General features: G+C 71.8%; 14 protein-coding genes. 8 read left to right on the forward strand and 6 right to left on the reverse strand.

Translation table 11 applies throughout. The features are described 5' to 3' along the window. The first annotated feature begins 55 nt into the window (after positions 1 to 55). Complete coding sequence (locus ACWC5O_RS20985) at positions 56 to 652, forward strand: hypothetical protein (protein ID WP_450589090.1); 597 nt, start codon at positions 56 to 58, stop codon at positions 650 to 652. A 48-nt stretch (positions 653 to 700) separates the two neighbouring features. Beyond that, the gene (locus ACWC5O_RS20990; RefSeq protein WP_450589088.1) at positions 701 to 1978 is read left to right on the forward strand and encodes an MFS transporter; all 1278 of its coding nucleotides are present in this window, start codon (positions 701 to 703) and stop codon (positions 1976 to 1978) included. Here the strand turns inward: ACWC5O_RS20990 and ACWC5O_RS20995 are convergent, their stop codons facing one another. Continuing rightward, the gene (locus tag ACWC5O_RS20995) at positions 1979 to 2218 is read right to left on the reverse strand and encodes a hypothetical protein (protein WP_450589086.1); all 240 of its coding nucleotides are present in this window, start codon (positions 2216 to 2218) and stop codon (positions 1979 to 1981) included. Positions 2219 to 2276: 58 nt separating this feature from the next. Here ACWC5O_RS20995 and map point away from each other — a divergent pair, with 58 nt between their 5' ends. Next, positions 2277 to 3134 (forward strand): type I methionyl aminopeptidase, encoded by an 858-nt coding sequence (gene map, locus ACWC5O_RS21000; protein WP_450589085.1) that lies wholly within the window; start codon positions 2277 to 2279, stop codon positions 3132 to 3134. A 133-nt stretch (positions 3135 to 3267) separates the two neighbouring features. Further along, positions 3268 to 3915 carry a biliverdin-producing heme oxygenase gene (locus ACWC5O_RS21005; RefSeq protein WP_450589083.1) on the forward strand — a complete coding sequence of 216 codons (648 nt, stop codon included), beginning with the start codon at positions 3268 to 3270 and terminating at the stop codon, positions 3913 to 3915. On the opposite strand, the gene ACWC5O_RS21010 is transcribed toward ACWC5O_RS21005, so the two are convergent. Together ACWC5O_RS21010 and ACWC5O_RS21015 are read right to left on the reverse strand one after the other, a co-directional pair. Beyond that, a complete protein-coding gene (locus ACWC5O_RS21010; RefSeq protein WP_450589082.1) occupies positions 3912 to 4556 on the reverse strand; it encodes a PhzF family phenazine biosynthesis protein in 645 nt (214 codons plus the stop codon). The genes ACWC5O_RS21005 and ACWC5O_RS21010 overlap by 4 nt on opposite strands. Continuing rightward, positions 4549 to 5439: a hypothetical protein gene (locus tag ACWC5O_RS21015; protein ID WP_450589080.1), complete on the reverse strand. Its 891-nt coding sequence runs from the start codon at positions 5437 to 5439 to the stop codon at positions 4549 to 4551. The genes ACWC5O_RS21010 and ACWC5O_RS21015 overlap by 8 nt, the downstream gene beginning before the upstream one ends. A 186-nt stretch (positions 5440 to 5625) precedes the next feature. Between ACWC5O_RS21015 and efeO the strand changes: the two genes are divergently transcribed. The 4 genes from efeO to ACWC5O_RS21035 are packed head-to-tail and all read left to right on the forward strand — an operon-like array spanning position 5626 to position 9869. Further along, positions 5626 to 6762 (forward strand): iron uptake system protein EfeO, encoded by a 1137-nt coding sequence (efeO, locus tag ACWC5O_RS21020; RefSeq protein WP_450589078.1) that lies wholly within the window; start codon positions 5626 to 5628, stop codon positions 6760 to 6762. A gap of 13 nt (positions 6763 to 6775) precedes the next feature. Further along, positions 6776 to 8038 carry an iron uptake transporter deferrochelatase/peroxidase subunit gene (efeB, locus tag ACWC5O_RS21025; protein WP_450589076.1) on the forward strand — a complete coding sequence of 421 codons (1263 nt, stop codon included), beginning with the start codon at positions 6776 to 6778 and terminating at the stop codon, positions 8036 to 8038. Between the two features lie 3 nt (positions 8039 to 8041). Continuing rightward, positions 8042 to 8914, forward strand: a complete 873-nt coding sequence (gene efeU, locus ACWC5O_RS21030) for an iron uptake transporter permease EfeU (RefSeq protein WP_450589074.1) — start codon at positions 8042 to 8044, stop codon at positions 8912 to 8914. Continuing rightward, positions 8874 to 9869: a hypothetical protein gene (locus ACWC5O_RS21035; protein WP_450589072.1), complete on the forward strand. Its 996-nt coding sequence runs from the start codon at positions 8874 to 8876 to the stop codon at positions 9867 to 9869. The genes efeU and ACWC5O_RS21035 overlap by 41 nt, the downstream gene beginning before the upstream one ends. A 110-nt stretch (positions 9870 to 9979) precedes the next feature. Here the strand turns inward: ACWC5O_RS21035 and ACWC5O_RS21040 are convergent, their stop codons facing one another. The 3 genes from ACWC5O_RS21040 to ACWC5O_RS21050 form a co-directional block, all read right to left on the reverse strand. Continuing rightward, positions 9980 to 10717, reverse strand: coding sequence for a bifunctional DNA primase/polymerase (locus ACWC5O_RS21040; protein WP_450589070.1), 738 nt, complete (start codon positions 10715 to 10717; stop codon positions 9980 to 9982). Between the two features lie 129 nt (positions 10718 to 10846). Further along, positions 10847 to 11461: a TetR/AcrR family transcriptional regulator gene (locus ACWC5O_RS21045; RefSeq protein ID WP_450589134.1), complete on the reverse strand. Its 615-nt coding sequence runs from the start codon at positions 11459 to 11461 to the stop codon at positions 10847 to 10849. A gap of 50 nt (positions 11462 to 11511) precedes the next feature. Beyond that, positions 11512 to 12507, reverse strand: coding sequence for a small ribosomal subunit Rsm22 family protein (locus ACWC5O_RS21050; protein ID WP_450589068.1), 996 nt, complete (start codon positions 12505 to 12507; stop codon positions 11512 to 11514). Between the last annotated feature and the right edge of the window lie 21 nt (positions 12508 to 12528).

A 12528-nucleotide genomic window follows, 5' to 3' on the forward strand; every position in this document is an offset into this window, starting at 1 on the left:
GAATTCGGGGTGAACACCACGTCAAGAGTGACCGGTTGGGGCAGGATGCGGTCGCATGGACGCCGTACGGGTCGCGCTGCTGCGCGAAGTACTCTCCGGTACCGAGTGGTTGGGGGCCACCCGGCGGTTCGCGGGCGTGCTGCGCGGGTCCGTGGTGGCGCACGGGGGCGGGCTGCTGCTGGTGGGCACACCCGAGTACGAGCCCTGGCATCTGGCCGCGCATCTGGTCGACGAGGCGGCCTGGTCCGGCACTCCCGAGCTGACTCCGACCCTCGTACGGCACCACGCGCGCCCCTCCGATCCCGCGCACCTCGCTGTCGGCCCCGGCCGGATCGAGGAGGCGCGGCGCGGCGAGACCCTGCTCGTGGTCGCCCCCGAGGAGCCGGCGGAGCTGCTGGAGCGGGTGCACGCGGCGCGGCGGGCCGGGGTGACGGTGCTGGCGCTCGGCGCGGGTGGGCGTGAGCTGTCCGCGATGGCCCATGACACGCTGGCCGTGCCCGAGGGGGCGGAGCTGGACCTGGACAGCGTGCAGCACCTGGTGAGCGCGGCGGCAGGTGAAAACGGAGGCTCTCCGAGGGCGCGGCGGGGGTTCCGGGACCGCGTGTCGAGGCTGGCGGAGATTCTGACGGCACCGCCGGCTGCCCCTTGGTGACCGGGAAAAGCAGTTGCCCCGGGCTTCCCCCGAGCAGAGCATGCCGGCGTGGCTTCAGCTCTCCTCCCCGACCTCGCCCCCTGGAAGGCCTCCGCGGACTTCCGCAGACTCTGGGCATCCGGTCTGATCAGCAACTTCGGCAGCTTCCTGACCTTCGTCGCGCTGCCGGTCCAGCTGAAGGACCTCACCGGCTCGGCGGCAGCCGTGGGCGCGATCGGCGCCGTGGAACTGATCCCCCTGATCGTCTTCGGCCTGTACGGCGGCGCCCTCGCAGACGCCCTCGACAAGCGGCAGCTGATCATGCGGACGGAGGCCGGCCAGGGCCTCCTCAGCGCCGCTCTGCTGGTCAACGCCCTGCTGCCCAGCCCCGCCGTCTGGCCGCTCTACGTCATCGCCGCCCTCTCCTCCGCCCTGGTCTCGGTACAGCGCCCCGCCCTGGACTCCCTGCTCCCCCGGATCGTCGCCCACGACGACCTGCCCGCGGCGTCCTCCCTGAACTCCCTGCGCTGGACCGTCGGCGGAGTGGCCGGCCCGGCGATCGCGGGCGTGGTCGTCGCCTACGCGGGCCTCGGCTGGGCCTACGCCGCCGACCTGCTGACGTTCGCCGTGTCCCTGGTGTTCATCGTCCGCATCGCCCCCTCCCCCGCCTCCTACGAGGCCGCGAAGCCGGACCTGCGGGCCATCGCCGAGGGCGCCCGCTACGCCTGGGGCCGCAAGGAACTCCTCGGCACCTACGTCGTCGACCTCGCCGCGATGTTCCTGGCCATGCCCCTCGCCGTCCTGCCGTTCCTCGCCGACGAGCTGCACGCCGCGTGGGCGCTCGGCCTGATGTACGCGACCGTCCCGCTGGGCGCGATGGTGGTCGGCCTGACCAGCGGCTGGACCTCCCGGGTGCACCGGCACGGACGCATGGTGGTGCTGTCGGCCGCGCTGTGGGGCGTGGCGATCGCGGCCGCCGGTGTCGTCGGCAACGTGTGGCTGGTGCTGCTGCTCCTGACCGTCGCCGGCGGCTGCGACATGGTCAGCGGGGTCTTCCGGGCCGCGATGTGGAACCAGACGATCCCCGACCAGCTGCGCGGCCGTCTCGCCGGCATCGAACTGCTGTCGTACTCGGTGGGCCCGACGCTGGGCCAGGTCCGCTCGGGCGGGGTCGCCGCGTGGGCGGGCGTACGGACGTCCGTGTGGTCGGGCGGACTGCTGTGCGTGGGCGCGATGGGGCTGCTGGCCCTGTGTCTGCCGGGGCTGATGACCTACGACGCCCGGACCGACGAGCACGCGGTACGGGTGCGCGAGCAGCGCACCGCCGTCGCGCCCACGCAGGTGTGATCAGTCCTGGTCGGCGTCCTGGTCACCGCGTGCGGAGGCGTCGTGCCAGCGGGGGTCGGTGTCCCACTCCAGGTTGCGCTCGGCCGCCGTCTCCATCGCGTGCCGGGCCTCCTCCGGGGAGGCGTACGGCCCGAAGCGGTCCTTGCCCGGGCACTCCGGGCCCTCCTCGACCTTCTTGTGCTCCAGGCAGTAGTACCACTCGCCCGGCTTGCCGACCGTGCGCTTCTTGAACAGGGCCATGAACAGCTCCTCTCACCACGGACATGTTCCCCCATGCCCGCTGGTTAGACTCGCTGGCATGTCTGGCCAGTCGCTGCTCGTACCAGGGGAGCTGTCTCCCACCCGTTCGGTACCCGGAAACATCCGCCGCCCCGAGTACGTCGGCAAGCCCGCGCCGACGCCGTACACCGGACCGGAGGTGCAGACCCCCGAGACCGTCGAGGCGATGCGTGTCGCCGGCCGTATCGCCGCGCAGGCGATGGCGGAGGCCGCGCGGATCATCGCGCCGGGTGTGACCACCGACCAGCTGGACAAGGTCGCCCACGAGTACATGTGCGACCACGGCGCCTACCCGTCCACGCTCGGCTACCGCGGCTTCCCGAAGTCGCTGTGCACCTCGGTCAACGAGGTCATCTGCCACGGCATCCCGGACTCGACGGTCCTCAACGACGGCGACATCGTCAACCTGGACGTGACCGCGTACATCGGCGGGGTGCACGGCGACAACAACGCCACGTACCTCGTCGGTGACGTGGACGAGGAGTCGCGGCTGCTGGTGGAGCGGACCCGGGAGTCGCTCGACCGGGCGATCAAGGCGGTCCGGCCGGGCCGGCAGATCAACGTCATCGGCCGGGTCATCGAGTCGTACGCCAAGCGCTTCGGCTACGGGGTCGTGCGGGACTTCACCGGGCACGGCATCAGCTCGTCGTTCCACTCGGGCCTGATCATCCCGCACTACGACAGCCCGCACGCGACGACCGTCATGCAGCCCGGCATGACCTTCACCATCGAGCCGATGCTGACGCTGGGCACGCACGAGTACGACATGTGGGACGACGGCTGGACGGTCGTGACCAAGGACCGCAGGCGGACGGCCCAGTTCGAGCACACGCTGGTCGTGACGGACACGGGTGCGGAGATCCTCACCCTGCCGTAGACCGCCGCCGCCCTCCCACAGCCCGCAGCAGCCCGCCCTGACACCCGGGGCGGGCCTTTTTTCTGCCCTGATGTTTTTCCGACGGCCTGTCGGTAAACTTACCGACAGGCCGTCGGTAAACCGAGGAGAGCCCGTGGAGTCGTTCTCGACCCTCATCCGCACCGCTTCCCACGAGCAGCACGTGGAGGCGGAGACCTCGACGTTCATGAGCGACCTGCTCGGCGGCCGGCTGGGCGTGACCGCGTACGCCCGCTACACCGAGCAACTGTGGTTCGTGTACGAGGCGCTGGAGAGCGCGGCCGAGCGACTGGCGGCGGATCCGGTGGCGGGGCCGTTCGTACGCCCCGAGCTGTTCCGGCTGGCCGCGCTGGAGCGGGACCTGGCGCATCTGCGCGGGTCCGGGTGGCGAGCGGGACTGAGCGCGCTCCCGGCGACGCGGGCGTACGCGGACCGGGTGAGGGAGTGCGCCGAGCACTGGCCGGGCGGGTACCTCGCCCATCACTACACCCGCTACCTCGGCGACCTCTCCGGCGGGCAGATCATCCGCGACCGGGCGGAGAAGGCGTGGGGCTTCGCCAGGAAGGGCGACGGGGTCCGCTTCTACGTGTTCGAGGGAATCCCCAGCCCGGCGGCCTTCAAGCGTGACTACCGCGACCTGCTGGACGGCGTCGCCGCGGACGACCTGGAGAAGCAGCGCATCGTGGCGGAGTGCAAGAAGGCGTTCGCACTGAACACCGCCGTCTTCCGCGCCCTGGGCGAGGAGTGCCCGCTGAGCGCCTAACGCTCCAGGAAGACCCGCCCCCCGATCTCCACCCACCCGTGCGGCTGCGGCGCGGTCAGGATCTGCGAGCCCTTGCCCTGCGTGATGTTCAGCGCCCGGCCCAGCTGATCGGTGAGGAGCAGCGCCGCCGCCCCCGTCGCCTCGTCCTCATCGATCCCGTCGCCACGGCCGGGGAAGCCGCGGGCCCGGATCCGGCCGGCCGCCTCGTCCTCCCAGGCCCAGGCGTAGATCCACTCACCCGGCGGCGGCACGTCGAGGGCGTCGACCTCGGCGGCGGTGGGGTACTGGCGCAGGGTGCGCGGCGGCACCCACTCCGCGCGGGCCTCGATCCAGCTGAACTCGCCGTCCAGCCGGGCGCCCACCACCCCTGCGGGCGTGACCAGTTCGGGCACGTCCAGCAGCCAGGCCGCGCCGACACAGGGGTGTCCGGCGAAGGGCAGGCGCAGGGTGGGGGTGTAGATGTCGATCACCCCGCGTTCGGGGTCGTCCACGAACACGGTCTCACTGAAGCCGAGTTTCGCGGCGAACTCCTGCCGGTCGCTCCGCTCGGGCAGCACCGAACCGTCGCGGACGACACCGAGTTCGTTGCCGTAGCCGCCGTTCGGCGCGCAGAACACGCGGAGTACGTCGTAGTCAGTCACTTGGGAATTGAAACATCGCGGCGCGAGCGAGCGCGTCCCAGGCGGGGGCGCCGCCGGGGAGCGGCCAGGAGCACGTGGGGGCCGGCTCGTACGGCAGCGAGGACATGACGTCGCCGTACGCCCGTACCAGCGTGTCCCGCTGCCGCTCGGCGCCGGGATCGGCGGGGCGGGCGGTCAGGCGCTCCATCCTCCGCTCGTGTCCCTGGGTCACCTCGTCGGCGGTCCGGCGCCAGTCCTCCTCGTCCGGCACCCGGTCCAGGACCACGCACGGCGGGGTCCGGCCTTCCGCGAGGGACGCGACGGCGCGGTCGTGGCCGTCCAGGATCACCCAGCCGTCGAGGAGTGTGACCCACCACAGGAGAACCGGCGCGAGCGTGCCCTCGCGCACGTGCTTGCGGTACGCCTTCACCCGCGGGTCGTCCTGCGACGACAGCGGCCGCAGCGGTACGACGCCCTCCCAGCCGCCACCGCACCAGTCCAGGTGGCCGCCGGGCCAGTCCCGCAGGAAGTCGCCCCACCAGACGTACGCCGGAAACCGGTGGCGCTCCCCGAGGAACCAGCGCCCCTCGTGCAGCGGTCCGTCCTGCGGCGCCCTCTCCAGCCGGCGCGCGTACTCGTGGACCCAGTTGCCCGGCCGACGCTGCCGCGCCGAGCGGGCCGGCGGCAGCGGTGAGCGGTAGCCCGCAAGGCGGTGCACGAAGAGCCCCTCGCGCGAGCAGCCGCCCTGTTCCTCGCGGCCCAGCAACACCGGCCGCTCCCCCTGCCACAGCAGCAGCCGACCGCCGGGGGCGCACTCGAAGCGCAACGGCGGCGGACCCGGCCGGTCCCGCACGTCCAGCACGAGACCACCGGCCCCCAGCAACTCCCTGCGCGCGCTGTCCATGCCTCCCACCCTCCCATCACTTGACCCGCGCTTTACCTTTTATTGGGGCCTCTTTTGAGACGTCGAGATCAAGCCGTGTCTGTGAGGTATCCGTGAGAGCTGAATCACGACCCGGGCGGGTATGGGTGAGGTAAGCCTCATGTAAGTTAGGCAAGCCTCACCACACCGTTCCCGCTTGGAGCCTGCATGCGAGCCGTCCGACTCACCGTCACCGCCGCCGCCACCGTGGCCGCTCTGACCGCCCTCTCGGCGTGCACGGCGAAGAGCGACGCCAAGGACGGTGACGCGATCCAGGTGACCGCCGCCGACTCGAAGTGCGAGACCTCCGCCAAGTCGGTCCCGGCCGGGCAGGTCACGCTGAAGATCGAGAACAAGGGCTCGAAGGCCACCGAGGTCGAGATCCTTTTCCCGGACGACCGGATCGTCTCCGAGAAGGAGAACATCGGCCCGGGCACCAAGTACACGCTGACCGCCGAGATCAAGGCGGGCTCGTACGAGATCGCCTGCGTCCCGGGCATGAAGGGCAAGGGCGTCCGGCAGAAGCTCACGGTCACCGGCTCCGGCAAGGTCGCCAAGCGCGACCCGCAGCTGGACAAGGCGGCCGCCGACTACCGCGCCTACGCCCAGGAGCAGGCCGACACCACGCTGCCGCTCGTCGAGACCTTCGTGAAGGCGGTCAAGGACGGCGACGTCGAGGCCGCCAAGAAGGCGTACGCCCCCTCCCGCCTCGGCTGGGAGCGCACCGAGCCGGTCGCCGAGTCCTTCGGGGACATCGACCCGAAGGTCGACGTCCGCGAGGACGGCCTGGAGGACGGTCAGAAGTGGACCGGCTGGCACCGCCTGGAGAAGGCCCTCTGGGCGGACAAGAAGATCGGCGCCGAGGAGAAGACCCTCGCCGACCAGCTCGTGACCGACCTGAAGGACTGGCAGGAGCGGGTCGGCAAGGCCGAGATCACCCCGACCTCCATGGCCAACGGCGCCAAGGAGCTGCTCGACGAGGTCGCCACCGGCAAGGTCACCGGCGAGGAGGAGCGCTACTCACACACCGACCTGGTCGACTTCAAGGCCAACGTCGAGGGCGCGCAGAAGTCGTACGAGCTGCTGAAGCCGGTCGCGCAGAAGAACGACGCCGCGCTGGCCACCGAGCTGGACAAGCAGTTCGCGGCGCTGAACACGCTGCTCGACAAGTACCGCACGGACAAGAACTCGTACGACTTCACCTCGTACGACAAGGTCGGCAAGGACGACCGCAAGCGGCTCTCGGACGCGGTGAACGCGCTCGCCGAGCCGCTGTCCAAGCTCGCCGCCGCGGTTGTGAAGTAAGGGGAGACGCGTCATGACCGAGACCCAGGAAAGCCGGGGCGGCTCCTCCCCCTCGCGCCGTGCGCTGATCGGCTGGGGCGGGGCCGGGCTCGCGCTCGGTGCCGCCGCGGCCGGCGGTGCCGTGGCGGCGGCCAAGGCCGGCAACGACGTGGAACCGGCCGCCGCCGAGGTGGGCGCCGCCGTGGAGTTCCACGGCGCCCACCAGGCCGGCATCGCCACACCGGTGCAGGACCGGCTGCACTTCGCCGCGTTCGACGTGAAGACCGAGGACCGCGCCGAGTTCGTGCAGATGCTGAAGGACTGGACCGAGGCCGCGCGCCGGATGACCGCCGGGAAGGCCGTCGGCGAGGGCGCGTACGGCGGGCTCGCCGAGGCGCCGCCGGACGACACCGGTGAGGCCCTGGGTCTGAAGCCCTCGCGGCTGACGCTCACCATCGGCTTCGGGCCGTCGTTCTTCGACAGGTTCGGGCTGTCCGGCAAGCGGCCCGAGGCGCTGGTCGACCTGCCCCAGTTCCCGGGCGACAACCTCGACAGGACGCGCACCGACGGCGACCTGTGCGTGCAGGCCTGCGCGGACGACCCGCAGGTCGCCGTGCACGCCATCCGCAACCTGGCCCGCATCGGCTTCGGCAAGGTCGCCATCCGCTGGTCCCAGCTCGGCTTCGGCAAGACCTCGTCGACGACCCCGGACGCCCAGACCCCGCGCAACCTCATGGGGTTCAAGGACGGCACCCGCAACATCGCGGGCACCGAGACGGACCGGCTGAAGAAGTTCGTGTGGGTCGGCGAGGGCGACGGCACCCAGTGGATGACCGGTGGGTCGTACCTGGTCGCCCGGCGCATCCGGATGAACATCGAGACCTGGGACCGGACCTCGCTGCAGGAGCAGGAGGACGTCTTCGGCCGCGACAAGGGCGAGGGCGCCCCGGTCGGCAAGGCCAAGGAGCACGACAAGCCGTTCCTGAAGGCGATGAAGCCGGACGCGCACGTGCGCCTCGCGCACCCCGACTCCAACAACGGGATCACCATCCTGCGCCGCGGCTACTCCTTCACGGACGGCACGGACGGCCTCGGCCGTCTCGACGCGGGCCTGTTCTTCCTGGCCTACCAGCGTGACGTACGCAAGGGGTTCATCCCGCTGCAGCGGCAGCTGTCGGCCAAGGACGCGCTCAACGAGTACATCCAGCACGTGGGTTCGGCCGTCTTCGCCGTCCCGCCCGGCGTCCGGGGCAAGGACGACTGGTGGGGCCGCACGCTGTTCTCCGAGGAGGCGTAACCCGTGTTCTCCAACTACCTGATCGGCCTGCGTGAGGGCCTGGAGGCGTCGCTCGTCGTCTGCATCCTCATCGCCTACCTGGTGAAGACGGACCGCAGGGACGCCCTGAAGCCGATCTGGATCGGCATCGGCATCGCGGTCGCCATCGCGATGGGCTTCGGCTGCGCCCTCGAGTTCGGCTCGCAGGAGCTGACGTTCGAGGCGCAGGAGGCGCTGGGCGGCTCGCTGTCCGTCGTCGCCGTCGTCCTGGTGACCTGGATGGTGTTCTGGATGCGGCGCACCGCCCGGCACCTGAAGTCCGAGCTGCACGGCAAGCTGGACGCGGCCCTCGCCATGGGCACGGGCGCGCTGGTCGCCACCGCGTTCCTGGCCGTCGGCCGGGAGGGTCTGGAGACCGCCCTGTTCGTGTGGGCCTCGGTGCACGCGGCGAGCGACGGCACCCCGCGCCCGCTGATCGGCGTGGCGCTGGGCCTCGCCACGGCGGTCGTCCTCGGCTGGCTGTTCTACCGGGGCGCGCTGAAGATCAACCTGGCCAAGTTCTTCACCTGGACCGGCGGCATGCTGGTCGTGGTCGCGGCGGGCGTGCTCGCGTACGGCTTCCACGACCTGCAGGAGGCCAACTGGATCCCGGGCATCCGGGACCTGGCCTTCGACATCAGCGACACGATCGAGCCGGACAGCTGGTACGGCACGCTGCTGAAGGGCGTGTTCAACTTCCAGCCCGACCCGACCGTGGTCCAGGTCACGGTGTGGCTGCTCTATCTGATCCCGACACTCGCGGTCTTCCTCGCCCCGGTAGGGTTCGCCTCCGGGAAGGGGAAGGTGAAGGCACCTCATGACCAGGGAACGCAGCCGTCGAAGGCTCCGCAGGCGTGACCGGAACGCACTCATAGCGGTCTCACTGACCGTCATGTCACTGACGGCCGGCGGATGTGTGGTGGTGCACGGGGAGCGCGAGATGCTTCCCGCCACCACCCGCGCCGAGGCCGCCAAGGCGCTCACCCAGTTCACGGACGCGTACAACAAGGCCGACAAGGCCTACGACCGCTCCCTGGACGAGGACCACGTCACCGGCGCGCTCGCCGACATCGACGGCGCCCGGCTGAAGGCCGGGCACGCCAACAGCCCGTCGGGCAACGCGAACCACACCCAGCTCACGCTGACGGACGCCAGGTTCACGATCCCCAAGAAGGCCGGCTGGCCGCGCTGGTTCGTCGCGGACGCCAAGGGCAACCTGGGCAGCAGCAACGCCCGTTGGCTGCTGGTGTTCACCCGCGACGGGCTCGGCGAGCCGTGGCAGGTGGCCTATCTGACGCTGGTCGCGGCCGGTGACGTACCGGAGTTCAAGAAGGACAAGGACGGCTGGGGCGAGGCCGTGCCCGCCGGCTCCACGCAGCTGGCCGTGCCGCCCGCCGACCTGAGCAAGGACTACGCGGCCTATCTGAAGAGCGCCGGCACGACGTTCGCGGACGGCCGGTACACCAGCGGCCTGCGCGCGGACCGCAGGAAGCAGAGGAAGAAACCGGGCCTGGTCCGGCAGTACATCGACGAGCCGCTGACCCACGGCGACTACGCGCCGCTCGCGCTGCGCACGGCGGACGGCGGGGCGCTGGTGTTCTTCACCACGCACCACTACGAGAAGCAGACCGCCGCCGCGGGCACCTCCGTGCCGGCCCCGAACAAGGACGTGCAGGCCCTGACCAAGGGCGAGATCAAGCAGTCGCTGACGCTGGAGATCATCTCCAACGAGGCCGCCCTCGACCCGGCGGGCAGCGGTCCGGTGTCGGTCCTGGGGCGGGTGCAGGGCCTGACGGCGGCACAGGGCGAGTAAAGCGCCCTAAAGGGGCGCGGGGAACTGCGCGACCAGCCACAACGGACCCTCCGCCGCCCGACGGCCTATCGCGGCACCCCGTGAAGCGCCCGCCTCTCCCCGCGGAGCGCTCAGTGCCGCAGCGGCCAGGCGGCGCCCGTGTGGCCGGCCTCCGCGCCGGCGTGGCGGGCGCAGGCGTCCGTGAGCGCCTCCAGCAGGCTCAGCGGGTCGGGCAACGCCTGTTCCGGGCCGCGGACCCAGCGCACCTGCTGCTCGTCGCCGGGCAGCCGGGCGGGCGGTACGAGGACGTAGGAGCCGCGGCAGTGCCAGCGCAGCCCCGGGTGCTCGTCCATGGTCTCGGGGTGGCAGTCCAGTTCGCAGGGCCACCACTCGTCCTCGTCCTCGGGGGTGCCCCGGGTGAGGGTGAAGAACAGCATGCGGCCGTCGTCGCTCTCGGCGACCGGACCGACCTCCACACCGGTGCCGAGCAGCCGGTCCAGCGCCTCCCGGCCGGCCTCCAGGGGTACGTCGAGCACGTCGTGCACCATGCCGGTGGCGGTGATGAAGTTGGCCTGCGGCTGGTGCCGGGCCCAGCGCTCGATCTGCGCGCGGTCCGTCGTGGACTGGGTCTGCCAGGCGAACGACACCGGGTGCCGGGCCGGGGTGGGACAGCCGACGCGGTCGCAGGAACAGCGGTAGTCGGGGGTGGGATGCGCGGCGGGAGCCAGGGGCAGTCCCGCTGCGGCGGCGGCGAGCAGCAGGGCCTCACGGCCGCTGTCGTCGGCGGCGGTCTCCTTCGGGCGGCGTCCGAGCAGCCACTGGGAGAGTCTGCCGTGCCGGCCGGTCCGGCCGCCGAACGTCGCGCTCATCTAACCCCTTGATTTGGTGGTCGCCTCGCTGGTGTGCGGACAGCATGCCTCATCGTCCCAGCTTCCGATGCTTCGGGGGGGCCGGAGCGGGGATCCGGAGGAACGGGACGAGACGTGCCTCACAGGACCTCAGCGGGGGGCGAGGCCGTACAGGGCGTAGTCGACCAGGGTGTCCGTGTACGCGTACGAGATCGGCCCGGTGTGCTGCAGCCAGCGCTGGGCGAGCGGTGAGACGAACAGCTCCAGGGCGATGCGCGGGTCGGCGTCGGGGCGCACCGCGCCGCTGTCCTGCGCGGAGCGCAGCCGGTCGACGTACAGCTGGAGCTGGGGTTCGAGGAGCTTGGTGACGAACTCGCGGCCGAGCTGCTCGTTGACCACGCCCTCGGCGGCCAGCGCGCGGCTGGGTGCCTCGAAGCGGGGGTCGAAAAGCTGGTCGACGGTGGCCCGCAGCACCGCCTTGAGGTCGGCGGCGAGGTCGCCGGTGTCCGGGATGGCGTACGGCTCCTGCCCCGCCTCCCGGGCCGCCTGCTCGCCGAGGTCCAGGAAGGCTTCCAGCAGCACGTCCGCCTTCGACGCCCACCACCGGTAGATCGTCTGCTTGCCGACCCCGGCCCGGGCGGCGATCCCCTCGACCGTGGTCTTCGGATATCCGACCTCGGCGACCAGGGCGAGGGCGGCGTCGTAGATCGCCCTGCGGGACTTCTCGCTGCGGCGGGTGGCGTCGGGGGCGGGCTTCTTGACCATGCCGGGGGCGGGCTTCTTGACCATGGGGTGACGCTAACAAGCCGCACCGACTAGGCGGTCGGGTCCTCCGGCGGCCAGGCGTCGCCCCAGCCGGCGTCCCGGGCCGCCTTGTACAGGTCGCCGTGGCGCTTGGTGACCGTCGTGCGGCGCAGCTGCTCGTCGGCCTCGCACAGGTCGAGGAGCACCTGGCCCTTGCGGATCTGCGGGCGCCGGACCACCCGGGCGGGGGCCGGCTCGGCGGGCAGCCGGGTGGCGGCGACGTAGCTGAACTTCTCGTCCTCGTACGCCAGGGAGCCGCCCTTGACCTGGCGGTGCAGGGAGGAGCGGCTGACCCGGGCGGAGAAGTGGCACCAGTCCGTGCCGGGGACGATGGGGCAGGCGGCGCTGTGCGGGCAGGGCGCGGCGACGCGGAACCCGGCGCGGACGAGGCGGTCGCGGGCCTCGATGACCCGGGCGTAGCCGGCGGGGGTGCCGGCCTCCACGATCACGACGGACTGCGCCGCGGCCGCGGCCGCGTCGACGAGGGCGGTGCGGTCGGCCTCGGCGAGTTCGTTGAGGACGTACGACACCGTGACGAGGTCGGCGCTGTCGAGGGTGAACGCCGTGCCGATCCGGGCCCGCTGCCAGCGGGCGTCCCGCAGCGCGGGGTTGGCTTCGGCGATCTCCCGGCCGAGGGCGAGCGCGGGCTCGGCCCAGTCCAGCACGGTGACACTGCGCTCGCCGGGCCAGGTCGCGGTGACGGCCCAGGTGGCGGCGCCGGTGCCACCGCCGACGTCGACATGGCTGCCGGGCGTCCAGTCGGGCAGGGCGTCCGCGAACGCCTCCAGCGCCGAGCGGACCGCCTCGAAGGTGGCCGGCATGCGGTAGGCGGCGTACGCGGCCACGTCGGCGCGGTCGCGCAGGATCGGGGCGTCGGTCGGGGTGGCCCCGCGGTAGTTGGCGATCAGCCGTTCCACGGCTCCGGCGGCTTGCTTGGGCGGAAGTCCGTCCAGGATCGCGGCCAGGGAGGCGCGGAGGGCTTCGGCCGGGGATGCGGGGTCGTTCACCCGCCGATTGTATGGCTGGGC

The organism is Streptomyces sp. NPDC001450 (genome assembly GCF_053597295.1).

What these genes read in the sequence shown, in the direction of transcription:
- ACWC5O_RS20985 (WP_450589090.1), top strand. Translation starts at nt 56, where the DNA reads ATGGACGCCGTACGGGTCGCGCTGCTGCGCGAAGTACTCTCCGGTACC.
- ACWC5O_RS21040 (WP_450589070.1), bottom strand. Translation starts at nt 10,717, where the DNA reads ATGAGCGCGACGTTCGGCGGCCGGACCGGCCGGCACGGCAGACTCTCC.
- efeO (WP_450589078.1), top strand. Translation starts at nt 5,626, where the DNA reads ATGCGAGCCGTCCGACTCACCGTCACCGCCGCCGCCACCGTGGCCGCT.
- ACWC5O_RS21015 (WP_450589080.1), bottom strand. Translation starts at nt 5,439, where the DNA reads ATGGACAGCGCGCGCAGGGAGTTGCTGGGGGCCGGTGGTCTCGTGCTG.
- ACWC5O_RS21035 (WP_450589072.1), top strand. Translation starts at nt 8,874, where the DNA reads ATGACCAGGGAACGCAGCCGTCGAAGGCTCCGCAGGCGTGACCGGAAC.
- map (WP_450589085.1), top strand. Translation starts at nt 2,277, where the DNA reads ATGTCTGGCCAGTCGCTGCTCGTACCAGGGGAGCTGTCTCCCACCCGT.
- ACWC5O_RS20995 (WP_450589086.1), bottom strand. Translation starts at nt 2,218, where the DNA reads ATGGCCCTGTTCAAGAAGCGCACGGTCGGCAAGCCGGGCGAGTGGTAC.
- efeB (WP_450589076.1), top strand. Translation starts at nt 6,776, where the DNA reads ATGACCGAGACCCAGGAAAGCCGGGGCGGCTCCTCCCCCTCGCGCCGT.
- ACWC5O_RS21045 (WP_450589134.1), bottom strand. Translation starts at nt 11,461, where the DNA reads ATGGTCAAGAAGCCCGCCCCCGACGCCACCCGCCGCAGCGAGAAGTCC.